Genomic DNA, 23,764 nt, shown 5'->3' on the forward strand with positions numbered 1-23,764 from the left:
AGGAGATCCGCGAAGAAGTCATGACGGAACTGGAGTCAAAGCTGGACTGGTACGTCGACCGACTCAAAGATTTGTACCTGAGGGAGCACACCGACGACATTTTCTCTGCAAGTTCGCGCATTGGCGTTCCGTCTTGCACGCTAGTCGGTGACAATATCACAGATACAATTGTTTCGCTGTGTTCGGTAAGAGCCACGAAGGAATCGGATATTATCACCCAAGAGGCGGAGGAGTTCCGATCTGGGGATAAATACTGGGGGATTGTAACCTTAGAGGTAGTTGAAGGGGCTCTTAGTATAGAAGATGTGTGGTTCAGAAGTGGACTAGAGGTAGAGAATAGACGAGCGTCGATTGACTACAGAGTGATAGAGCTGTTAAACGTGGGATGAGACCTCGGGGAGAACTTAAGCAAGGTCACACGGCCTACGCAGTCTATATTGTTTCTGAGGACTCTGATGATGTTTCGTGGTATACTGACGAAATGAGTCATTCAGTCACCATCGAGTAGCTAATCTGGATTTCGGATAGCTCGGCCGTGGTGAATCGCCAGACGTAGCTTGATTTCATGGTTTCACCGCTTGCTTGATGTTGTGAACCGCACACATCAGGACGAGTTCACGAAACTCACCGTACCAAGTTCGCGCACGCACGGCGTCGCCGAGCGTGCGCTTGATCGTCGAGAAGACGGTCTCACACATCGCTCTCTGTCGGTATCGAGGCCCATCGATCCGCGCGTTGTGCGCGTGGTCGATGGGCCGAAACTCCCGATGTTTGATTAGCGGTCTCACGCCTTCTTCGCGGAGTTTTTCGCGTAAATCCATCCAGTCATAGCCTTTGTCCGCCGCGAGGCTGGCGAGGTCGCCCGCGTTGCGGAGGGCGACCTGCCAGCCGAGTTGTGTGTCGTGACGTTTCTCGGTCGTACAGTGAACGTCCAGAATCGCGTGGCTTTCTGTGTCCACGAGAGCAGTTGTTTTGAGCGTCTGGACGCGGTAATTCGTCCGACGGCAGTAGTGCTTGCTCGCGTTTTCGCGGTCAAAGAATGTCGCGTCGATAGCGGCGTGACCGCTCGGGTCGTGCAGCTGCGCCGAGAGGCGCAGCAGCACTCGCCAGAGTGCTGTCTTGATTCTATCAAACCACTTGACTAACGTCGAATGATGCGGGAGATCGGCCGGTTCAAGGCCGATCTCCCCGAGAATATGTGGCATCTCGCTCAGCAGATCCAACGCCTCTCGGTAGGACTTCTCCAAGTAAACCCGGAGACAATGGAGCGATACGACAGCGTAATCGGCGAAGCCGCCACCCCCTTCGGGGGCGGCGACTTCGCCTCGGCCACCGACAGCATTTTTAGCTAACTGAACCGCTTTCTTCGTGAAGCGGGAGATCTTCGACATAGACCATCGGCGGTTTCCCGCTTCATTCCACTAGTTCTGACGGTCCAAGCCGACGCTGTCCAGTGATTCACCAGAGCCGATAGCTCTGTATTTTTTGAATAGGCGCAGTCGTATCTCACGGCAGAGCCGTTCTAACCCCGCAATCCAGTCCGAGGACAATTTATAATAATTTTGGTGATTTGTAGAAATTCATTTGCCGAAGGTGTGGTATATCAGGGAAATGGTGGCTTGTAGATATCCAAACCGGCAGGTAACGGGAAATTCTCACGAAGTGTTTGATATATCGTTATATAATTTATTCACTCTGGAAGCAATGCAACTGAACACGGCGCTATCGGGAGAAACAACAGGCTCAGGTACTAAATCTCGAGGTACTCGTTGACGCTGTCGAAGGTGCCGTCGACGATAGCCTCGGTAATCGCCGCCGTGTCGACAGCGTCGACTTCGCCGGGATACTTGCGCTGGAAGTAGCCGACCAGATTCTCGACATCTCGGGCGAGCAGGTCGTCGCTGTTTTCGTGGGCTGTCGGGACGGCCTGGGGCCAGTCGAAGATAGTGATGCCGTCGGTGTCGACAAAGAGGTTGTACTCACTCATGTCCGCGTGCACGTAGCCGGCCTCGTAGGCGGTTTCCATCTCTGAGAGCACCAGCTCCATGATTGGGACGACCTGCTGGGATTCGAGCTTTGCCCGTTCGAGCTCAACCCCATCGAGTCGTTCCATCACGATAGCGTGGCGGTTGTGGTCGACCGGTCGTGGCACCGACACGTCTGGGTACAGCGCCTCGAGTGCCTCGTACTCCTTCTCGGCTGCCTTTCGTGCGGTGTACATCCAGGAGACGTGTTCGCGGTCGGCGGTGTACTCTCGCTCTTTGTTGACTTCGCGGAACTCGGTGTACCCCTCCCGGTGGAACTTCAGCGCAAAGGGCTGGTAGGACTGCACCTCGTAGACGTCACTCTCCTTGCCGACGCCCAGCGACGACCCCATCCCCTCGACGGTCTCGCGCTCGGCGAAGGTATGCAACGCGAGCGCGTCGTACCCCTCGAAGGTGAGCCTGAATCCCTCGTACTGGATCGTCTTGCGCTCGACGAGGCCGCGACGCTCACACCGGTCGAGTCGGTACTCTACGTCTTCTGCGGTGAGTCCAGAGAACTCCGGCAGCTTCTCCCGGTTGACGTACTCCGAAAACCGCATTCCCTGTTCGACCCCAGAGAGTAGATAGAAATCCTCCGTTTCGAGGTCTGCCATCTCGCCAGCGACGTTGCGGACCATCTCGTCGTACCGTAGCCACCCGGCCCGTTTAAGACCAGCGCGTCGGTCGCACTGACCTCGTATATCTTATAATGCTATACGCAACGTCGTCTCTGGAGTTGCGAATGTCAGTCAAAACGTTCACGAGAAGCCAAGACTTTTCTGAGAGGTAGTAATTGGAAGGGTGCTATTTCGTAATTTCCAGAACAAGGAATTGTGACCAATAGTGGAGGACGCGCTTGCTCAGATGTCTCTGTTGTTTAAGATAGTGCAGACAGATATGGAGGTATGAAGCTTAGAAAGCAGGTCTCAGACCGAATACGCGACGATTGATACTGAGTGTTAACTATTATATGCCTGCGTGACCGAGCTAGATCTACGATGGCTTACCCACAACCAGTTCCGTCCCTCACAGAAGACGATTTTGACCATCTCCGTAGCGAGATGGACGAATTCGAGGTTCCGGAGGAGATGGAAGACGACCTCGCCCAGCACCGCGAGGCACTCCAAGAAGACGCTTAATCACCTTTTTATTTGTCTGTTTCTTCCTCATTCATAGTGACATCCAACTTCGAGAAAATTCACCCGCGGGTAGATATCCGCCCGTACGAACTGGGTGAATCTCTCCCCGAATTTGACTGTGGCAAGGACTGGTTTAACGACTTTATCAACACGGCCGAGGTCGAGTGCTATCAGCGAGCACGACTCGGAAAAACGAGGCTCGTTTATTTCGACGGTGAGTTCGCTGCGTTCTTCTGCGTATCACCGAACTCGTTACGAGACGATGACTACAACGAAGAGGAAGCCGACGGTGCAAGTGAGCTGTATGAGGGACCGTTCGATATGCCCGCTAGGCTTCTCGGGCATCTCGCTGTTGATAAGCAATTCAAAGACGAAGGGCTCGGAGAGTACCTCGTGAAACACGTTCTCGCAGACACACTGGAGTCAGATACCCCATTCAGGCTGGTTATTCTCCACTCTCAAGATGACGTTGTCGGGTTCTACGAAAAGTACGGATTTGCCAAGGCATTCCCCAACGGTAGCGGAAACCAGCACACTACGCTCATGTTCTACGATCTCGGCCGCCGAACCGACTAATCACCGCTCCTACACGAGTACTGGCCTGGCAAAACGCTCCGCGGATCACTCGTTCACGATACGCTCGGTTCTGCGCAGCTTTGTAGAAGACCGGCTCGTGATATTTCTCGTATGGCGACGCGGTTGCACGTTCTATCTCGCCCTTGGCTGCCTGAACCGATAAGTCTCTGAAGGTGTCGTCTACAGGCGTTGAGGCAGTCCATTGAACCCAACGAACCACGGAACCTCTGATCCATCTTCACCATAGATCAGATCGAACCGTCCGAGGTCATATGCTTTCTCAACATACGCCTCGGCTTCGGGAGCATCTGATGGCAGGATGAATTCTGGACTGCTTATGTCGAAACGCAACTAACGCGGGGGCGAACTTAAGAGCGTTCTAACCCAAGGCCCGATCGTTTAAATTTGAAGTTGTAGGTGAGGGCGGCCCTACTATTCGTCCCACGGTTTCCGCGTCTCTCCACACTCGCTACACTCCTTTGTGGCACCCTGAATCTCCCAACTATGGTCACAGTCATCTTCCTCTCTCGCTGAACCGTGGTCAATGAAGATTTTCTCATCTTTGGTTACCATTTCTGCTCCGCACCAACACCCATACTTAGTATAGTTCCAGAATTCAGAACTACCACGCCAATTGTGGTAATGCATTTGTGGCGGTTCCCCCTCTTCTTTGATTTCGGGTGGGTCATAGTCGTTTTCTACAGACAGCGTGTCAGCGACGATCTCAGTATCACCTGACCACCCCATCGACGGGTCAATGTAGCGATTCCTTTGCTCCGCGTACACTTTTGTCTCTAACTCAAGTCCACAACGCACGCAAAAATACGTGCCATTCCCCAAGACAAATTCATGCCGACAACCAGGAATGGGATCTCTTCGTGACCAACGCCCACCTTTGGTCTCGGTATTCTGTGATGTGTTCAGCATCCCCTTGTCACCTAACACAGGAGGTGGTGTGTCGTGAACCGCGCTAAAAGCAACAGCAGAGTCGTTCGTATCCTCGAACGCATCATCCAAGTATTCTATTGAAAAGCGGTCTTGTTGAAAGTCGCCAGGGTCTGCCCAATAGACACTCACACTGTTTGAGAGATAATCGTGAGTGGTTGCCTCGATATCTTTTCCTTCATTTCGGTACTGTACTTCGACGGCAAGCCCGTCACCAAACACGTCGTGCGGCTGTTTGAATCGAACGAGCGCGTCAACACGGCGCTGTGTCACCGAACTCGCTGTGTCTGAAACGACAATGGGGAGCTCCGGGCCGATCTCCTCAGCCTGATCTTTGAACCGCGTTCGTAGTGCTGAGACAGCGAGAGACTTCAACTTCCGATGTGTATCTGATTCCCCGCCGCTACAGGCTTGGGGGTCGGTAAGATGATAGAAATGCCGAGCTGTTCCATCAGAGAACGGCCCGCGAGGACGCATTGTGCCTTCGCACACCGGACAAGTAACATCGGTCTCATCGGGTACTTCCTCTGGGATAACGCGCTCCTCAGAAACTTCAGCCACGAAAGGCATTGATACTATTAATTAGAACGGTATGTGTAATCAATCTGCTCGTTGTTGAGGTATATTTGAGATCTAAGTGTCTCTACGTTATTTTCACAGTTGCAGATATAGACCCATCTCGTGAACGTTTCGTGGCGTTCGTAACTCAACGTCGTCTCTCGGGCTCCCCTGTCGGGGAGGATGGTTCGTCGCTACCTGGCCACTCGATTGAGTTTAGGAATCCTTCATATTTTTGATGTCGTGTTTCCTGAAGATCTCTCTTTTCCCTGTCTGAACAGGTTTGGCTGTTCCTCATTCTCACACCGAAAGCATTACTTGAAGAAAAACTCAAGTATGTTCTGATGGCACAGGCGACCGACCGGCTTCGCCGGTATCTCGACGACGAACTGGGTGAGTGTCGGAGCGAAGACGTCGAGAGCCGACTCGACGAACTCGGGACGCTCGAGGCGGCCTTGGGAGACGCGCAACTCGATACCGAACTAGAAGTCCTCTCGGCGCTCGCAAACGAGACGCGGTACAGGCTAGTCCGGGTCCTCGTGGCGGCGGGCGAGGAACTCTGTGTCTGTGAGCTACAGGCTGTCGTTGATGTGACCGAGAGTGGCCTCAGTCACGCGCTTTCAGCACTCGCGGAGGCGGGACTGGTTGAAGGAGAGAAGGAGGGGCGCTGGAAGAAGTACGGGGCAACCAATCGCGCGGTTGCGCTCGTAACGGTACTCGATGGGTGTGTAAAATGAGTGAGACCACCCACCAGCACGGGCCGAACTGTGGCTGTGAGAGCTGTGGAGACCCTCGCTCGATGGACTTCCTCGACAAGTACCTCACCGTCTGGATCTTCGGCGCGATGGCGGTTGGCGTTGGTCTCGGCTACGTCGCACCCTCCGTGACCGGTCCGATTCAGGACCTCCATCTGGTCGAAATCGGCCTTATCGCGATGATGTACCCGCCGCTCGCGAAAGCCGACTACTCCCAGCTGCGGGCCGTGTTCAGCAACTGGCGAATCCTCGGGCTGAGCCTCGTCCAGAACTGGCTCATCGGCCCCACGCTCATGTTCGGGCTTGCTGTGTTTTTCTTCAGCGGCCTGGTCCCCGGGCTGCCGGCGCGGCCGGAGTATTTCCTGGGGCTGATTTTCATCGGAATGGCTCGCTGTATCGCGATGGTTCTGGTCTGGAACGAACTCGCCGAGGGGTCGACCGAGTACGTGACCGGGCTGGTCGCGTTCAATAGTCTCTTCCAGATTCTTACGTACGGAGCGTACGTCTGGTTTTTCGGCCTCTTCCTCCCGCCGCTGCTCGGGATGGACTCACTTGTCGCCGGCATCGAGACGTTCGACGTGACGCCGGCACAGGTCTTCGAGGCAATCGTTATCTTCCTCGGCATCCCGTTTGCCGGGGGGTTCCTCACGCGATACGTCGGGACGCGCTCGAAAGGCGAGGAGTGGTACGAAGAGCGGTTCGTCCCGAAAATCGACCCGCTCACGCTCGTTGCCCTGCTCTTTACCGTCATCGTGATGTTCGCCACCCAGGGTGACAACATCGTCGCGGCACCCGGTGACGTCCTCCTGATTGCGGTCCCGCTGACAATCTATTTCGTCGTGATGTTTCTGGTCAGCTTCGGGATGGGGAAAGGAATCGGTGCGGACTACTCGACGACGACCGCTATCGGGTTCACCGCGGCCTCAAACAACTTCGAGCTGGCAATTGCCGTCGCAGTCGCGGTGTTCGGCGTCGGCTCCGGGGTCGCGTTCACGACAGTCGTCGGGCCGCTCATCGAGGTACCCGTCTTGCTTGCGCTGGTCAACGTGGCTCTGTACTTCCAGCGTCGGTTCGACTGGACCGGGGCCACCACAGGACAGCTTGCCACTGGCAAAGAGACGACAATCGAAGACGACTGACCCAATACATGACGCAACACAGCAACGACGAGCCGACTCGTATCGCCCTGGTCTGCGTGCAAAACGCCGGCCGCTCCCAGATGGCCACGGCCTTCGCAGAGCGCGAACGGGAACGCCGTGACCTCACCGACAGCGTCGAGATTCTCACCGGCGGGACTCGCCCCGCAGAGAGTGTCCACGATGTTGTCGTCGATGTGATGGGGGAGGTTGGCACTGACATTACCGACAAGACACCACGAGAAATCACGATAGCGGAGCTCAACGCCTGTGATTACGTTGCGACGATGGGCTGTTCGACGCTCGACATCGGCGATGTCAGCGACGAGGTCGAGGTGCGTGACTGGGCACTCGACGACCCGGACGGCGAGTCCCTCGAACGGGTTCGCGAGATTCGTGACGAAGTCGAGGACCACGTTGTTACACTGTTCGAGGAGGCGACGACCTGAGCGGTTCTGGAGAACGTACAACAGTAAAGTAGCCATGCCGCTGACATACGGACATGACAGAGACAGACCTTGACGACGTCGACAGGGCAATCCTGCATGCACTCCAGGAGAACGCCCGAAACACTACCTCTGGTGACATCGCAGAGCGAACCGGGACCTCGGACAGCACCGTCCGCAAGCGCATCCAGAAACTCGAATCCAGCGAGGTAATCAAAGGGTACAGCGCCGAGGTGGACTACCAGCGCTCGGGGTACCCGCTTCGGATGTTGCTCTACTGCACCGCCTCGATTACCGAGCGAGGCGACCTCATCCCGGAGGTCCTCGGTATCGACGGCGTCGTCTCGGTCCAGGAACTAGTTACGGGCGAGCAGAATCTGCTCGTCACGGCCGTCGGCGAGAGCGATGACGACATCACACCCGTGGCACAGGAACTGCTCGAAATGGGGCTGACCGTCGCCGATGAAGTGCTCGTCCGCAGCCACGAGACGACGCCGTTCGACGAGTTCGACGGAACAGACTAACAGACGACGCGTTTGACATCTGCCTCGCCCGCGCGGCGCACGACCGCCGCGACTGGGTCGACAGCGCCCGCCAGGTTGTCGGAGTCACCGTCGATGACGGTCAGTGCCCCTCGTTTTCCCTCCTCGATGACGCCACAGTCGAGCCCGGTGACTTCAGCGCCGGCAGTTGTCGCCATCCGGAGTACTTCTCTCGGGCTCACGTCGAACACCTTCGCGGTGTAGGCCATCTCCCGGAACATCGACGGCGAATTCAACATCACGTTATCGGTGCCCAGCGCGACTGTCGTGTGGTCGAGAAGTTCCCGAATCGGCGGTCGGCCAACGTCGAGCACCGTATTCGCACGGGGGCAGACAGCAATCGGAACTGACTGGTCGGCCACACGGTCGAGATGTTCCTGCTGGGCGTGGACCATGTGGACGAGCAGGTCGGGCTCTAACTCCAGTGCTGGGTGAATATCTGTCGCATCTGGTTCCCCGGCGTGGATGGCGAACGGAACACCGCGCTCCCTGCAGGCGTCCCGTTCGTCTTCGAACTCGCTGTCGTTCGCGCCGCTGGCTCCGTAGCCATCGGCCACATCGAGGACGGCTATCTCGTCGCTCCCGAAGATGAACGGCTCGATCTCAAGTGATTCGGCAGCGTCACGGAGCGCACGAGCGCCGGCTGTCCCGAACTCCCGAAAGTCGAGTGTCGAAACAGTCCCGGTCTGTTGCATAAATCGGAGTGTCCGTTCCATCACCGCCACCAGCTGTTCGCGGTCGGCCGCGGCAAGTCGACGGTGTTTCAGGCTGTCCGGCGGGACGACTGCCTTCTCCAGGGAGAGACCGACGGCAGCCTCCTTGGCGACGGAGTCTCCCAGGTGCGTATGGGCGTTGACGAACGCCGGAACGACGATATCGTTCGACTCTGTCTCTGCCGACTCGACGGCCGTGATTCGCCCGTCCTCGACGACGACGCGACCCTCTACTGGACTGAACTCTCTTCCGGAAAGAACCGTTCCCTCTACCGTCTTCATACTCTGTACAGAATCAGCGTAACGATATGGTTTTCTAATCAAATTGTACGAACAATCCGTTAGTCTTATTGGAGACAAAGGCGAGGCTGCCAGTAAGGCCGCTGACCGCTGTCGATACTCCCTTGTAGCGTTCGAGCGGCTCTCTGCCGACTGTAGCACCGCGCCGGCGCCCAGCCTGAACAGATAGTGCTATCTCTAGAAAACACTTTGTTCGATTAAGACAAATCTAAGAACAATATGGTAGGATAGACAGATTTAATACACACTTTGGTCATAATACATAGTAACGACGACCGGTACTGTTCGCACAGCACTTGGTCGTGACGGACAAACGATGACAGGCGAATCAGAGACGACGACGGTGGCACAGCTCTCGACTCCAGACAGTTCGGGTTCGCCGATTCCGGCGGTGCTGACGCGACTGGTCTGGCTCCTCTGGGGTGTCAGTCTGGGTGTGCTGGGGATGTTCGTCCAGCGAGGCGCTCTCTGGGAGGTCGACGGACTGGTCGTCGTCGACGGACTGACCGTGACGATGTGGGCGACGGTCACGTTCTTCAGCGGTATCGTACACAGCTACTCGCGGCGGTACATGGCCGGGAGCGCAACAATAGACGGTTTCTTCGCCCGCGTGTTCGCGTTCACGCTCACGGTGATGGCGCTTGTCGCGGCCGACAGCCTCGCACTTTTCGTCCTCTGTTGGGCGCTGATGGGGCTGGTCATGGCCGAGCTAATCGGCACCACCGAGGGGTGGCCCCAGGCTCGGGCCGCGGCATCGGTCGCTCGGCGGTACTTCCTCGGCGGGACGGCCGCCCTCGCCGTCGCGGCCGGCACGCTCTGGTATCACACCGGCACGACGACCGTCTCGGGACTCGCCTCGTCGGTCGAGACGGCCTCGACGACGGTGGTCGTGCTCGCCGCGGGCGGACTCCTTCTCGCGGCAATGGCCCAGTCCGCGCTGGTTCCGTTCCACACCTGGCTTCTCTCCTCGATGACGGCGCCAACACCAGCCTCGGCGTTGATGCACGCAGGGTTCGTCAACGCGGGCGGTATCCTCCTCGTTCGGTTCGCACCGGTCGTGACCGTCGAGGCGGGATTCATGCTCGTGGTCGTCCTCGTCGGCGCGACCAGTGCGCTGCTGGGGAAGCTGCTGAAGACCGTCCAGACCGACGTCAAGACCAAGCTCGGCTGCTCGACGGTCGGACAGATGGGCTTTATGATTATGCAGGTCGGGCTCGGATTCTTCGCCGCGGCTATCACACACCTGATTCTCCATGGCTTCTACAAGGCCTACCAGTTCCTCTCCTCGGGCGCTCGCGTCTCCCACGAGAGTCCGGCCAAATCGAACAGTCGGCATTCTCCGGGGGTCGCTGGGGGTCTCGTGGTCGCTGGCACGGCGCTTGCGGGTGGACTGCTCTTTGCTGGCCTCACTGGAAAGGGAACGAAACTCGATACCGGCCTCCTGCTGACGCTGTTGGTCGTGGTGACCGTTCTACACGCGGCCCGCGAACTCGCGAGCGACCCGGCGCTGCCGACCGGCGTCCGGTACGGGGCGGTCCCGCTGGTCGCGCTTCCGGCTATCGCCGTCTACGCCGGCATCTACGAGGCTATGGCGGGGCTGCTCTCCGAGCTACCCGCCGTCGGACAGCCTGCGGAGCTGACCGCGGTTCACGTCGTTGTTGCCGTCGCCTTCGCGGTTGCCTACCTGGCTATCGACCGCGGATTCTACCAGCGCAGTCGGCGTCTCTACGTCTTCCTGGTGAACGCGAGCCAGCCCGCGACAGAGACACTGCTTACCACGACGGAGGAATACAATGAGTACTGAGTCTGCCATCCACGAGAGCATCGAGAGCGCAGCACAGGCCGTCGGCTCGGTCTGGCCGCTTCACTCCTTCGTGACGGCCAATCCGCTGGCCGGCTTCGAGGACCAACCGTTTCACACGGCCGTCGAAGACGCAGAGCAACTGCTCGGGGGGGACGGCTACCCAACTCCCGACACCTTCCGGGCGGCACTCGACGCCGGCCGCATCGACAGAGATATTCTCCGGGAAGAGCTGGCCGCTCACGGCGACGAGAGAGAGCCGGAGGCGTCACTCGAGGCGATGGCCGAAACGGAGTCCGCCGGCAGGAGCGAGACGGCCCCCGAGACAGACCAGGTCGATGCCGTGTTGACGAAGTGGCTGGCCGCCTTTCTCGACCAGGGCCAGGCCGACTGGTCGATGCCAGACCGCGAGGAGGGATTTTACCGGGCGTTCCGAACGGTCGCAACCTACGACAGCGAGATCCCCGACGAGGCCGCCGACCTGCCAGACGAGCCGGTCGAAGCAATCAAAGAGGCGCTGGACACCCACCCCGAGGGCGAGTGGGAGGATATCTTCCGCGCCCAGCTCGCTGCACTACCGGGCTGGACTGGCTTCATCAAACAGCAGGTCGCCGACGAGGACGCCTGGCAGTCGGCCTACCCGATAACACTGGCCGGCTATCTCGCCGCCCGGCTGGCGCTCGTCGAGGCGTTCGACGCGCCGGTCCCGCCACGAGAGATGCCCGGCGAGGACGATACCGAAGACAGTGTCCCCGTGCCGGAGCTCTGGCTCCGTGCCTGGGAGCAGAGCTATCGGGACGACCTCGTCGACTCGCTGGCCGAGGCCGGAGCGGCTCTCGACGACAGAGAGCCCGAACCACGCCCGGACGCACAGCTCGTCTTCTGTATCGACACGCGCTCTGAGATTATCCGCCGGCACATCGAAGCGACGGGCAACTACGAGACACACGGCTACGCCGGATTTTTCGGCGTTCCGATGCGCTACGAGGGGTACGACTCCGAGGCCACCGTCGACGCCTGTCCACCGATTCTCGACGCCCAGCATCGGGTCGCCGACCGCCCCGTCGAGACGGAGTCCAGAGAACACTACGACCAGTGGCGGGCCACGCTCGACACCACGAAGAAGGCAATCAAGCGGCTGGAGTCAAACGCCGCGACAGCATTCAGCTTCGTCGAGAAGACGGGAATCGGCTACGGGGCTGTCCTCGCTGCCCGGACGCTGCTCCCCGGCCGAGTTTACGACGTCTTCGAAGAGGCCGACGAGCGCGTTCCAGACGACCACGAGTTCTGTGAGCCGGCAGTCGACCACGACCCCGACGCGGGCCACGAGCTACCGGCCGGTCTCACGCACGAACAGCAAGTCGAGTACGCCGCGACGGCCTTCGAGCTGATGGGCTGGGAAGAGTTCGCCCGCGTCGTCGTCTTTGCCGGCCACGCAAGCCAGACAGCGAACAACCCCTTCGATTCGAGTCTGGACTGCGGGGCCTGTGCGGGTAACCCCGGCGGGCCAAACGCTCGCGTGCTCGCGGCCATCTGCAACGACGAGGCCGTCCGGTCGGCGCTTAGAGAGCGGGGCATCGAAGTCCCCGAGGACACCCTCTTTGTCGCCGGCGAACACAACACGACGACCGACGAAATCGAGCTGTACGCTGGCGACGTGCCCCCGTCTCACGAGGAAGACATCGAGGCCCTCCGCGCGGACCTCGCGACCGCGCGGGCGGGCGCTGCCGCCGAACGCACCGGCGACATGGGCGCTGACCCGAACTCTGGCGTCCGCGAGACACAGCGCCGGGCCGCCGACTGGGCCGAAACCCGTCCAGAGTGGGGGCTGGCAGGGAACGCCGGCTTCGTCGTCGGGCCGCGGGAGCTTACCGAGAATCTCGACCTCGACGGCCGGTCGTTCCTCCACTCGTATGACTGGTCGACCGACGACGGCGACGCCCTCGAAGCGATTATGGCTGGACCGATGGTCGTGACCCAGTGGATTAACACGCAGTACTACTTTGCAACCGTCGACAACGCGGCCTACGGCAGTGGCTCGAAGGTCACACACAACCCCGTCGGCAACCTCGGCGTCTACCAGGGCAACGGCGGCGACCTGATGACAGGGCTTCCGCTCCAGTCGCTGATGAGCGCCGACGACGAACCCTACCACCAACCCCTCCGGCTCTCGACTGTCATCCACGCGCCGGTCGAGCGCGTGACCGAGATACTCACGGAAAACGAACAGCTCCAGATGCTGCTGGACAACGACTGGCTCTCGCTGACCGTCGTCGACCCCGAACAGGAGCACCGGGCATTCCACTACGACGAGGCCCTCGACTGGACGCCGGTCTCCGCGGAGACGACGCCCACGGCCCCGACGGCCACCGCAGCCGACGACTGATTTACGCCTCGTTTTCGCGCTCCGGGTCGTACTCTGCGAACCATGCGTCGAGAGTTTCCAGCCGATGGATTGCGCGGTCGGGGTCGCCGACGTTGTGATGTTCGTCCGGGTAGATGACGAGCTTGGCGTCGACGCCCTGTTTGCGGACCGAGACGTACAGTTGCTCGGACTGACTCGGCGGACACCGGTGGTCGTTCTCGCCGGCAGTCACGAGAAGCGGCGTCTCGACGTTCCCCACATCGGTGATTGCAGAGGCTGCCTCGTAGGCGTCGGGGTTCTCCCAGGGGAGTCCGAAGTCGGCTTCGAGCCAGTTCTGTGAGTCGTCCGTGCCGAACGACGAGCGCAGGTCGTAGATGCCGTGTTCGGCCGCGGCGGCGGCCCACCGGTCGTCCTGGGTGACGAGATAGCCGGTGTTGACGCCACCCTGTGAGAAGCCGGTCGGGAACAGACGGTCGGGGTCGGCCCACCCCCGGTCGAGCAGTTCGTCGACGCCCGCGAGCAGGTCGGCGACCTCGTGAGTTCCCCACTCTCCTTTCAGCGACTCACAGAAGTCACGACCGTAGGAGGTCGACCCGTGGTAGTTCACCCTGCAGACGAGATACCCACGCGAGGTGAACAAGGCGTTCTGGAACCGGAATCCGGGCTCGTCGTACGTCATTGGCCCGCCGTGGATGCTCAGTATCACCCCGCGCTCGTCGGGGTTCTCAGGGTCGAAATCGTCGGGGTAGTACACCAGTCCCTCGACCTCGTCGCCGCGTGCGCCCTCAAAGCTGAGACGCGTACACTCTGGGACCGGGTGTTCGTCGAGGAAGTCGTCGTTGACGGCCGTGAGTCTCGTCCGTTCGGCGTCGGAGGCGTCGATGTCACCGGCGTCGAGTGCGAACAGGTCCGTTCCTTCCGTCGGCGCGGAGGCCGCGAAGACGACGGTATCGCCGCCGACGTCCATCGTGCCGACTGTTTCGAGGTCGCCCTGGCGCTCGTAGACGCGTTCCGCGCCGCCCTTGGCGTCACACCGGACGAACCGTGTCCGTCCCTTGTCGCCGACCAGCGACAGCAGCGTCTCCGAATCGACCCACGCCGGAGCGCCGCGGCCGAGCGTCCGGTCCAGTCCGTCGGTGACCGACCAGAACTCCTCCCTGTCGGCGACGAACAGCTCTGTGGGGGTGTACCAGTTCTCCGGGTCGCTGGCGGTGAAGGCGAGTCGGTCGCCGTCGGGACTCCAGACCGGGCTGGCCGCCGCGTGGTCGCTCGTCGTCACCTTCCGGCGGTTGCCCCCGTCGGGGTCGATGGTGTAGATATCTCTGACGTAACTGTCGTCGGGCCAGTCGGTGTGGCTCGCGGTGTAGGCGATGCGGTCGTCTGGTCCCCAGGCGGGGTCGAGGCCGCCGGCAAAGCCGTAGCCGCCGTCGTTTGCCTCGTCGATGCGTTCTATCTCTTGTGTCGCAACGTCGACGACGAAGAGGTAGGTGGTCACCTCGTCGAGATACCCCTGTCCGTCGTACTTGTGCTGGAGGCGCTCGACCTCGATCGGGCCGCCGTCCTCGCGCTGGTCGAGATACTCCTGCTGTTCGTCGGTCGGGTCGCGGGCGGCGACAACCAGGCGGTCGCCGTCTGGCCCCCAGTCGAACGAGGAGACACCCTCGTCGTGGTCGGTGAGCTGTGTTGCGTCTCCACCCAACTCCATGTCGAACGCCCAGACCTGCGGCTTCGGGCCACCGGCGTCACTCTCTGCGTCTTCGTCGTCTTCGTTATCGCTGTCGTCGTCTCCGTCGTCGTCCTCGTCGTCCTCATCGTCTCGGCCTACGCGGAGGTCCGGGTCGCGCTCGCGGGTGGTGAGAAAGGCGAGCATCGAGCCGTCCGGACTCCACTTCGGGCTGGAACCGTCGGAGGCACGCGTCAGTCTGTGGGGTTCTCGCGTTCCGTCTGTCGGGGCGACCCACAGGGAGTTGACCGCCTCCTCCTCGGTCGGGTCGTACTCCTTTGTGAGGAAGGCGACGCGCTCGCCGTCGGGGGAGACAGCAGCGTCGCCTATTTGCGTGATGTCGTACAGTGCGTCAGCGTCTATCACGGGTTGGCACTTGTCGCTGTCTCTTATAATGATTCTCACTTGCCCACGAGTGGCGGTCACGAAACGCCAGGCGTTTACTGACGGCACGGCAACCACGGATATGGACGGCGAAATCTCCGCCGACGAACTGCAGTCACTTCTCGACGACGACGCCGCAACAGTTGTCGATATCCGGAATCCGATGGCCTACAGCCAGGGCCACATTCCGGAGAGTCGCAACATTCCGCTCGAATCGCTGCCGCGAGAGGTCGACCAGCTCGACGACGCCGACCACGTGGTGACCGTCTGTCCCCACGGGAAGGCGAGCGTCCGAGCGGCCCGGCTCATCGCCTCCTTCGAGGGGTTCGACGGGCGGGTCGACAGTCTCGAACCCGGTATCACCGGCTGGGACGGTCCGACCGCGACCGAGCACGAGAACGAGGACGACTCGCCGGCTGCCCCCTTTTAATCCCTCTCGGCGTAGCGACACCTCTTTGGGTCCCCTTCCGGAACAACGACTATGGAACCAAAGCGGGAGCTGACGAGCGTCGATATTGCGGCCTTTGCCGGCGAGTTTGCGGCATATGAGGGTGCACGTCTAGACAAGGCGTATCTCTACGACGACGGACTGGTCCGACTGAAGCTGCGCCACTACGACCGCGGGCGCGTCGAGCTACTGCTCGATACCGGCGAGACGAAACACCTCCGGGTGGCGACGCCCGAGCGCGTCCCTCCGGCCCCCGAGCGGCCGCCGAACTTTGCGATGATGCTTCGCAACCGGATGGAGGGGGCCGAACTCGTCGGCATCGAGCAGTTCGAGTTCGACCGCATCGTCCAGATACATTTCGAGCGCGACGACGCCAGAACGACCATCGTCGCCGAGCTGTTCGGAGACGGCAACATCGCGGTACTCGACGGTAACGGCGAGGTGGTCGACTGTCTCGATACGGTCCGGCTGAAATCCCGGACCGTCGCGCCGGGGTCGGTCTACGAGTTCCCCGACGCTCGGTTCAATCCCCTTGCCGTCGACATCGACGGCTTCGTCGCCAGGATGGACCAATCAAACACGGATGTCGTCCGGACGCTTGCGACACAGCTGAACCTCGGCGGCCTCTGGGCCGAGGAACTCTGCACCCGGGCAGGCGTCGAGAAAACACTCGACATCCAGGAGGCAGACCGGGAGAACTACGAACGAATCTACGAGGTGGTACAGGACCTCGCCGCGCGACTCGGCCGCGGCGACCTCGACGCCAATATCTACTTCGAGACCGACGGCGAGAGCCGTACCGCCGTTGACGTGACGCCGGTTCCACTGGAGGAAAACTCCCACCTGGCGCGGGAGGGGTACGACAAGTTCACCGATGCACTCGACGCTTACTTCGCCGGTCTGGGAGAGGACGACGACGATGACGTGCCCGCAGACAGCACGCCACAGCGCCCGGACTTCGAGGCCGAAATCGAGAAGAAAGAACGCATCATCGAACAGCAGGAAGGTGCAATCGAGAACTTCGAGCGACAGGCCGAAACAGAGCGAGAGAAAGGTGAGGCGCTATATGCCCACTACGACCTGGTCGACAACGTCCTCTCGACAGTCAGAGAGGCACGCGAGGAGGGAACGCCCTGGGACGATATCGAGGCCAGATTCGAGGAGGGGAAAGAACGCGGCATCGAGGAGGCCGAAGCCGTCAACGCAGTCGACGGCAGCGAGGCCACGGTGAGTCTCACGGTTGGCGGCCACGACGTGACACTCCGGGTGAGCGACGGTGTCGAGAAAAACGCCGACCGCATCTACCAGGAGGCAAAGCGTATCGAAGGCAAAAAGGAGGGCGCACAGGCCGCCATCGAGAACACCCGCGAGGAACTCGAGGCGATACAACAGCGCCGTGAGGAGTGGGACGCCGACGACGAGACCGAGGAACCAGAGGCCGAATCGGAGGACGTCGACTGGCTCGAACGGCCCTCGATTCCAGTCAGGTCCTCTGAAGAGTGGTACGAATCGTATCGTTGGTTCCATACAAGCGACGGCTTTCTCGTCATCGGGGGGCGCAACGCCGACCAGAACGAGGAACTCGTCAAGAAGTACCTCTCGCGGGGAGACCGCTTTTTCCACACACAGGCCCACGGCGGTCCCGCGACGATACTGAAAGCCACCGGTCCGAGCGAGTCCTACGACGAGGATATCGAGATTCCCAATCGCTCGAAGGAGGAAGCCGCCCAGTTCGCAGTCTCGTACTCGTCTATCTGGAAGGAAGGGAAATTCGAGGCCGACGTCTACATGGTCGGCGAGGACCAGGTCTCGAAGACGCCAGAGAGCGGCGAGTACCTAGAGAAAGGCGGCTTCGCAATCCGTGGGGACCGGACGTACTTCGAGGACACACCAGTCAGCGTGGCCGTCGGTATCACCTGTGAGCCAGAGACACGTGTCATCGGCGGGCCACCGTCGACAATTACCGACAGCGCAGAGACAAGCATTGTCGTCGAACCCGGCAAATACGCCCAAAACGACATTGCGAAGCGACTCTACCGGGAGTTCAAGGGGCGCTTCGAAGACGAAACCTTCGTACGAAAAATCGCCAGTCCCGACCTCATCCAGGAGTTTCTGCCGCCGGGACAGAGTTCGATGGTCGGCGTCGAGTAACTCGTAGTGGTTATTGCGGCTATTTTCGTGGTCGCGTACCGACAACAGTATCAAGACAGTCTGAGACCAGCGAACCGTGTCAACTCAACGGTAAAGACTCACAATACCCACTATCAGACCATTCCTTTGCCCTGGAGTTCGCGGGCGATGATGTTCTTCTGAATCTCGGTCGTCCCCTCGTAAATCTGGGTGATTTTGGCGTCGCGATAGAGTCGCTCGACGTCGAAGTCGTCGACGTAGCCGGCACCGCCGTGAATCTGGAGCGCTTCGTCGACCACATCGACCGCGACGCGGGAGCCGTACTCCTTCGCCATCGAGGCCAGCATCGTCAGGTCCTCCTCGTTGTCGTTGTCCTGACACCACGCCGACTTGTAGGTCAACATTCGAGCGGCCTCGGTCTTGGTGAACATATCCGAGATTTTGTGCTGGATGGCCTGGAACTCGCCGATAGAGCGGCCGAACTGCTCGCGCTCGTCGGCGTACTGAAGAGCGCGCTCTGCGGCACCTTTCGCGATGCCGACGCCCTGTGCGGCGACGGCGGTCCGGGTCTCATCGAAGAACTGCATCTGCTGGAGGAAGCCCGCCCCGCGCGTGCCCACGAGATTCTCCTCAGGAACGCGTACGTCGTCGAAGATAAGTTCTGCCGTATCTGAGGCACGAATACCCAGCTTCCCCGTGATTTTCTCGGCCGAGAACCCGTCCCGGTCGGTCTCGATGATGATTTGAGAGAAGCCGTTGTACCGACCCTCTGCGTCGGGATCGGTCTCACAGAGTGCAACGACGTAGTCGGCGACGGTCCCGTTCGTAATCCACATCTTGTTGCCGTTGATGACGAACTCGTCGCCGTCTTTCTCGGCGCGCGTCGAGATAGAGGACACGTCAGAGCCAGCGTGTGGCTCGCTGATAGCCGCACCAGCGACCGCCTCGCCCTCGGCGACTGGCGGGAGATACTCCTCTTTCTGTTCCTCGGTGCCGAACTCGACGATGTTCTCGGTTCCGAACGAGGTGGAGACGATACAGAGCGCGATACCTGGGTCAGCGGCGAACAACTCCTCGATGATGAGCATCGTCTCCAGCGACGAGTAGCCGGCACCGCCGTACTCCAGAGGGATGTTCGACCCCGTCAGCCCCATCTCGGCGGCCTTGTCGACGACTTCATGGGGATATTTTTCCTCGCGGTCGTACTCGCCGGCGACTGGCTTGACCTCGTTCTCGGCGAACTCTCGGACTGTGTTCTTGATCTGTTGTTGCTCCTGTGATAGTCCAAACTCCATGAGTAAGTGTTACACACCATCCCAGATAACCGTTTTCATACCCTAATAAACTCACTGAGAGTTTTTCAGTGAACGAACGAAAACGTTGAAGCCGCGGGCGCGAGTCTAGCAGGACGAACTATGCAACCCGAAGATATCGAGACAATAACGGTTCTCGGCGCAGGAACGATGGGCCACGGCATCGCAGAGGTCGCCGCACTGGCCGGCTACGATGTTCGCCTCCGTGATATAAACGAGGAGCTGGTTGAAGAGGGATACGACCAGATTGAGTGGAGTCTGAACAAACTCGCAGAGAAAGACCGCATCAGCGAGGACCTCCGTGACGAGGCAGTCGACAGCGTTACGCCTGTTGTCGAGATGAGCGAGGCCGTCGACGAGACGGATGTCGTCATCGAGGCCATCGTCGAGAATATGGACATCAAGAAGGATGTCTACGAGGAGGTCTCCGAACACTGTCCGGACCACACGATTTTCGCCTCGAACACGTCCAGTCTCTCTATCACCGAACTCTCCGAGGCGACTGACCGACCCGAGCAGTTCTGTGGGATGCACTTCTTCAATCCGCCGGTCCGGATGGACCTCGTCGAGGTCATCCGCGGCGAGCACACCGACGATGAAACGATGGACACAATCGAGGCCCTCGCAGAGGCCCTCGACAAGAAACCAGTCCGGGTCCGCAAAGACGTACCCGGGTTTATCGTCAACCGCATCCTCGTCCCGCTGATGAACGAGGCCTGCTGGATTGTCGAGGAGGGCGACGCGACAATCGCCGAGGTCGACTCGACGACGAAATACGACATCGGCCTGCCGATGGGCGCGTTCGAACTGGGCGACCAGGTCGGTATCGACGTGACATACCACGTTCTCGAATACATGCACGAGGTCCTGGGCGAGCCATACGAGCCGTGCCCGCTCCTCGAAGAGAAAGTCGAGAGCGAGGACCTCGGCCGCAAGACCGGTGCCGGATTCTACGACTACGAGGACGGCGACGGCGCGGAGGTCCCTGCTGACGAGAGCCGCGAGGACGTGCGTGACAGACTCAACGCCGTGCTGGCAAACGAGACCGGCAAGCTTCTGGAAGCCGAGGTCGCACCCATCGAAGACATCGACGAGGCAGTCAAGCTGGGCGGGCGCTGGCCCGACGGTCCCGGCAAGATATGTGACGACACCGGTCTGGACAGTCTCGTCCAGACGCTCGAAGCACACCACGAGGAGACGGGCCACGGTCGCTACGAGGTCTCGGACGGTCTCCGCGAGGCCGCCGAGGAGGGTGGCTTCTACGGAGCTGACGAGGAAAGTGAGGGTCACGACTTCGAGAACGTTCGAATCGAGTACCCCGAAGAGATGGTGGGCCATATCGTCCTCGACCGCCCCCACCAGCTCAACACGGTCAACCTCGAGATGATTGAGGAGTTCAGCGCGGCAATTGACGTACTGGAAGACGACGATGACGTACGTGGAGTTCTCGTCACGGGCGCGGGCGACCGCGCGTTCAGCGCCGGGGCCGACGCCATGGGGATGGCGAGCAAGGCCAACCCCATCGACGCCGTCGAACTCTCCCGCGCCGGCCAGGACGCCTGGGGCAAGCTTGAATCCAGTTCGATGCCGACGGTTGTCGGTATCGACGGCTACTGTCTTGGTGGTGGCATGGAGCTGGCCACCTGTGCGGATATGCGCGTCGCGACCGAGCGGTCGACGTTCGGCCAGCCCGAGTTCAACCTCGGGCTCCTCCCCGGCTGGGGCGGCACCCAGCGCCTGAAACACCTCCTCGGCGAGAGTCGCGCGAAAGAGATCATCTTCACCGCGGACCACTACGACGCCGAGACGATGCACGACTGGGGATTCGTCAACCGCCTCGTCGACAACGACGACCTCGAATCCGCCGCCCTCGAGCTTGCGGCCGACCTCGCCGCCGGGCCGCCGCTGGCGATGGAGTACGCAAAGAAGGCGATGCTCGCTGGCCGCGACGACACCGAGGCGGGCCTCGAAACCGAGGCCTTTGCCTTCGGCCACCTCATCGCCACCGAGGACGTGATGGAAGGCGTCTCGAAAATCCAGAGCGACGAAGACCCCGAGTTCGAGGGCAAATAACGCGGACGAACAGTTACGGCTGCGCTATCTCTTTTTGTCTCGAAAAGGGGAACGGGTGTGACCGTCAGGACGCAGCGTCGTAGGTGACGCTGACGGAGTAGCTGACCGAGACCTGGCCCGTCTGGATGCTCGTTGCGGCACCGTCGGCACCGTCAGTCTGCAGTGCCGACTCGAACGTGACCGGGCGGTAGCCACGTTGTGAGGCGTCGACGGTGATGACATCGTTCACGACGAGGTCACCGGCGGTGGCGATGGTCTCGGCCTGGTGACGGGCGTCGTCCATCGCGCTCTCGATGGCCTGGTCGCGCAGTTCCTGACGCTTTTCCTCGGAGAGTGTCATATCGAGGCGCTGGATTTCCGCACCTGCACTCGTCGCCACGTCGACAATGCTGCCGACATCGTCGGGGTCGTTGACCGTAATCTCGAAGGCGTGTCGACCGACGTAGTCCGGCGAATCGGGCTGGTCCCGGTAGGGCTCTCGGATCTCGAAGTCAGTCGTCTTGTAGTCGACATCTTCCTCGTTCAGTGCTGCTTCGAGTTCCTCGGCGCCGTTCGCCAACTCCTCGCGAATCGTTTCTGGGTCCTCTCCTTCGGATTTGATGACGACCTGCACCTTCGCCAGGTCGGGTTGTGCTTCTGCTGACCCCGTTGCACTGACTGAGATACGTTCGTCTACGGACGATTCCTGAACTGAGTCGGCCCCGACAGCACCTGAGACAGCCATCGCTCCGACGAGCGCGACTGCGAGCACTGTCAGCCCGACTACGGCGGCTGTTGTGTAGTTACGTCGCATACACGAGTCCGTTCACCCGAATTGGTATTATAAACGACGGAGGCACAAACGACGATTTGAGTGACCGATTCCTCGTCTGGGCCAGCTGTCGCTGCTGACAGACCGAGGCGTCTCTCTTTCAGGCCCACAATCAGCAAAAAGTGTGGGTAAAATCCGGCCAGATCTGACCGAACGACCACAGACTTTAGTACACTGGATTCGAGAACACGTATAGGCTATGACTGACAATGAAAACCACACGCATGGCAGGGGCCAGCAGTCGTCGACAGTCCGACTCTCGGATGCGGTCACGCGGCGTCGCGTCCTCGGTTCGGTCGGCGCAGCAGGCTTCACTGGACTGGCTGGCTGTATCGGCGGTGACGACGGCGACGATGGCGACGACGGCGAGGACGGAGGCGACAGCTCCGATGGCGAGGACGGAGGCGACAGCTCAGATGGTGGAGACACGACTGAGGGGGGGTCGGCCGTCGACAGCGTCTCTATCGGGATGGTTACCTCCACGTCGGGGCCGTTTGCTGTGTTCGGTAACGCGGCGATAACCGGGGCCGAGCTGGCAATCGAGGATCTCGAATCTGAATTCGATGTCGAGATCGACCTCTCGACGGACGACTCACAGCTGGAACCCGGAACGGCACTCGAACGGGGACGGGCGCTCGTGACAGAGGGGGACGTTGACTACCTGATGGGAGCGGTATCGTCGTCGGTGGCGCTCCGACTGGCTGGCTGGGCCACTGACAACGAGGTGGCCTATTTCCCGACTGGTTCGCATTCAGATGCGCTGACAGGCGGCGAGTGTGGTCAGTACGTCTTCCGGCCGTCGGCGTCGAACTCGATGCTCGCAAACAGCATCAGCAGCGGGATGGTTGAGGCATCAGACGAGTGGTTCCTGATGTACTCTGACTATACATGGGGACAGACGGCAGCTGACGCCGTCCAGGGAGCAATCGAAGACGCCGGGAACACCGTCGTCGGACGGGAGGCTGTGCCGTTCCCGAGTGACGACTACGCGCAGTACGTCAACCGTGCGGAGGCCTCGGGCGCGCCGGCGATTGGCGTATTAATTGCCGGGCTCGACCTGCGGAAGGCGAGCAGCCAGATTATCGCCAGCGGCATCCAGGACCGGACGCTGGCGATGCACCAGCTCGAAGACTTCGTCTTCTGGGGGATGGACAAAGACGCGGCCTCGATTCTGGACGTGGCAGGCCAGGTCTGGGGGCCGGCGGTCGACGGCGGTGAGGACTTCAAGCAGCGGGTAACAGAGAACGGCGACATGGACCCGTATGTCCGGCATCTGCTCGGCTATATCTCGGTCGACCAGGGTGTCCGTGCAGCCCTCCGAGCGGAGTCGACTGCCGCACCGGATATGCGAGATGCCCTCGAAGGCCACGAGGTCGCCTCACCGATTGTCGACATGAAAGGCGGCGGCGATATGTACTGGCGAGAGGGAGACCACCAGCTCATCCAGCCGACCTACACCGTCACCTCCCGACCGACCGAGGAGATGGCAGACGACCCCTACAAGGAGTGGTTCTCCGTCGAGAACGAGTTCGCTGGCGACGACGTGGCCCGGTCGGTCGATGAGACTGGCTGTTCCCTGTAG

At 60.5% G+C, this 23,764-nt stretch carries 20 protein-coding genes; 13 read left to right on the plus strand and 7 right to left on the minus strand.

What is annotated here, in order from left to right:
• Nucleotides 1-20 precede the first annotated feature (20 nt).
• Nucleotides 21-389: a hypothetical protein gene (locus OSC37_RS15860; RefSeq protein WP_267162406.1), complete on the plus strand. Its 369-nt coding sequence runs from the start codon at nt 21-23 to the stop codon at nt 387-389.
• A gap of 174 nt (nt 390-563) precedes the next feature.
• Here OSC37_RS15860 and OSC37_RS15865 read toward each other — a convergent pair whose 3' ends face one another.
• Together OSC37_RS15865 and OSC37_RS15870 are read right to left on the minus strand one after the other, a co-directional pair.
• Nucleotides 564-1,391, minus strand: a complete 828-nt coding sequence (locus OSC37_RS15865) for an IS5-like element ISHcl1 family transposase (RefSeq protein ID WP_267162407.1) — start codon at nt 1,389-1,391, stop codon at nt 564-566.
• Between the two features lie 359 nt (nt 1,392-1,750).
• Nucleotides 1,751-2,662 carry a serine/threonine-protein kinase RIO2 gene (locus OSC37_RS15870; protein WP_267162408.1) on the minus strand — a complete coding sequence of 304 codons (912 nt, stop codon included), beginning with the start codon at nt 2,660-2,662 and terminating at the stop codon, nt 1,751-1,753.
• A 360-nt stretch (nt 2,663-3,022) separates the two neighbouring features.
• Between OSC37_RS15870 and OSC37_RS15875 the strand changes: the two genes are divergently transcribed.
• Both OSC37_RS15875 and OSC37_RS15880 read left to right on the plus strand, forming a co-directional pair.
• Entirely contained in the window at nt 3,023-3,163 is a 141-nt protein-coding gene (locus OSC37_RS15875) for a hypothetical protein (protein ID WP_267162409.1), read from the plus strand.
• Between the two features lie 36 nt (nt 3,164-3,199).
• Nucleotides 3,200-3,739: a GNAT family N-acetyltransferase gene (locus tag OSC37_RS15880; protein ID WP_267162410.1), complete on the plus strand. Its 540-nt coding sequence runs from the start codon at nt 3,200-3,202 to the stop codon at nt 3,737-3,739.
• Nucleotides 3,740-4,171: 432 nt separating this feature from the next.
• Here the strand turns inward: OSC37_RS15880 and OSC37_RS15885 are convergent, their stop codons facing one another.
• Complete coding sequence (locus OSC37_RS15885) at nt 4,172-4,957, minus strand: hypothetical protein (RefSeq protein WP_267162411.1); 786 nt, start codon at nt 4,955-4,957, stop codon at nt 4,172-4,174.
• Between the two features lie 629 nt (nt 4,958-5,586).
• Here OSC37_RS15885 and OSC37_RS15890 point away from each other — a divergent pair.
• Genes OSC37_RS15890 through OSC37_RS15905 form a run of 4 tightly spaced genes read left to right on the plus strand, consistent with a single transcriptional unit; the run spans nt 5,587 to nt 8,103 of the window.
• On the plus strand, nt 5,587-5,979 hold the full coding sequence (locus OSC37_RS15890) for an ArsR/SmtB family transcription factor (RefSeq protein ID WP_267162412.1): 393 nt from the start codon (nt 5,587-5,589) through the stop codon (nt 5,977-5,979).
• Nucleotides 5,976-7,136 carry an ACR3 family arsenite efflux transporter gene (arsB, locus tag OSC37_RS15895; protein WP_303657465.1) on the plus strand — a complete coding sequence of 387 codons (1,161 nt, stop codon included), beginning with the start codon at nt 5,976-5,978 and terminating at the stop codon, nt 7,134-7,136. Before OSC37_RS15890 ends, arsB begins: the two co-directional genes overlap by 4 nt.
• An 8-nt stretch (nt 7,137-7,144) precedes the next feature.
• Nucleotides 7,145-7,582 carry an arsenate-mycothiol transferase ArsC gene (locus OSC37_RS15900; protein ID WP_267162413.1) on the plus strand — a complete coding sequence of 146 codons (438 nt, stop codon included), beginning with the start codon at nt 7,145-7,147 and terminating at the stop codon, nt 7,580-7,582.
• A gap of 53 nt (nt 7,583-7,635) precedes the next feature.
• On the plus strand, nt 7,636-8,103 hold the full coding sequence (locus OSC37_RS15905; RefSeq protein ID WP_267162414.1) for an Lrp/AsnC family transcriptional regulator: 468 nt from the start codon (nt 7,636-7,638) through the stop codon (nt 8,101-8,103).
• On the opposite strand, the gene OSC37_RS15910 is transcribed toward OSC37_RS15905, so the two are convergent.
• Nucleotides 8,100-9,116 carry an amidohydrolase family protein gene (locus OSC37_RS15910; RefSeq protein ID WP_267162415.1) on the minus strand — a complete coding sequence of 339 codons (1,017 nt, stop codon included), beginning with the start codon at nt 9,114-9,116 and terminating at the stop codon, nt 8,100-8,102. The two genes, OSC37_RS15905 and OSC37_RS15910, sit on opposite strands and share 4 nt — an antisense overlap.
• Nucleotides 9,117-9,450: 334 nt before the next feature.
• On the opposite strand from OSC37_RS15910, the gene OSC37_RS15915 reads away from it, so the two are divergent.
• Together OSC37_RS15915 and OSC37_RS15920 are read left to right on the plus strand one after the other, a co-directional pair.
• A complete protein-coding gene (locus OSC37_RS15915) occupies nt 9,451-10,938 on the plus strand; it encodes a proton-conducting transporter transmembrane domain-containing protein (RefSeq protein ID WP_267162416.1) in 1,488 nt (495 codons plus the stop codon).
• Nucleotides 10,928-13,321: a DUF2309 domain-containing protein gene (locus OSC37_RS15920; protein WP_267162417.1), complete on the plus strand. Its 2,394-nt coding sequence runs from the start codon at nt 10,928-10,930 to the stop codon at nt 13,319-13,321. The genes OSC37_RS15915 and OSC37_RS15920 overlap by 11 nt, the downstream gene beginning before the upstream one ends.
• A gap of 1 nt (nt 13,322) precedes the next feature.
• Here OSC37_RS15920 and OSC37_RS15925 read toward each other — a convergent pair whose 3' ends face one another.
• Nucleotides 13,323-15,389 (minus strand): S9 family peptidase, encoded by a 2,067-nt coding sequence (locus OSC37_RS15925; RefSeq protein ID WP_267162418.1) that lies wholly within the window; start codon nt 15,387-15,389, stop codon nt 13,323-13,325.
• 100 nt (nt 15,390-15,489) lie between these two features.
• Here OSC37_RS15925 and OSC37_RS15930 point away from each other — a divergent pair, with 100 nt between their 5' ends.
• Nucleotides 15,490-15,837, plus strand: coding sequence for a rhodanese-like domain-containing protein (locus OSC37_RS15930; RefSeq protein ID WP_267164210.1), 348 nt, complete (start codon nt 15,490-15,492; stop codon nt 15,835-15,837).
• A 51-nt stretch (nt 15,838-15,888) separates the two neighbouring features.
• Nucleotides 15,889-18,006 carry a ribosome rescue protein RqcH gene (gene rqcH / locus OSC37_RS15935; protein WP_267162419.1) on the plus strand — a complete coding sequence of 706 codons (2,118 nt, stop codon included), beginning with the start codon at nt 15,889-15,891 and terminating at the stop codon, nt 18,004-18,006.
• A 113-nt stretch (nt 18,007-18,119) separates the two neighbouring features.
• Here the strand turns inward: rqcH and OSC37_RS15940 are convergent, their stop codons facing one another.
• Nucleotides 18,120-19,280, minus strand: coding sequence for an acyl-CoA dehydrogenase family protein (locus tag OSC37_RS15940; protein ID WP_267162420.1), 1,161 nt, complete (start codon nt 19,278-19,280; stop codon nt 18,120-18,122).
• Between the two features lie 120 nt (nt 19,281-19,400).
• Between OSC37_RS15940 and OSC37_RS15945 the strand changes: the two genes are divergently transcribed.
• Nucleotides 19,401-21,371 (plus strand): 3-hydroxyacyl-CoA dehydrogenase/enoyl-CoA hydratase family protein, encoded by a 1,971-nt coding sequence (locus OSC37_RS15945; protein ID WP_267162421.1) that lies wholly within the window; start codon nt 19,401-19,403, stop codon nt 21,369-21,371.
• Between the two features lie 64 nt (nt 21,372-21,435).
• Here OSC37_RS15945 and OSC37_RS15950 read toward each other — a convergent pair whose 3' ends face one another.
• Entirely contained in the window at nt 21,436-22,164 is a 729-nt protein-coding gene (locus OSC37_RS15950; RefSeq protein WP_267162422.1) for an SIMPL domain-containing protein, read from the minus strand.
• Between the two features lie 217 nt (nt 22,165-22,381).
• Here OSC37_RS15950 and OSC37_RS15955 point away from each other — a divergent pair, with 217 nt between their 5' ends.
• Nucleotides 22,382-23,764 carry an ABC transporter substrate-binding protein gene (locus tag OSC37_RS15955; RefSeq protein ID WP_267162423.1) on the plus strand — a complete coding sequence of 461 codons (1,383 nt, stop codon included), beginning with the start codon at nt 22,382-22,384 and terminating at the stop codon, nt 23,762-23,764.

It is taken from the genome of Halovenus salina (assembly GCF_026410925.1).
Classification (GTDB): domain Archaea; phylum Halobacteriota; class Halobacteria; order Halobacteriales; family Haloarculaceae; genus Halovenus; species Halovenus salina.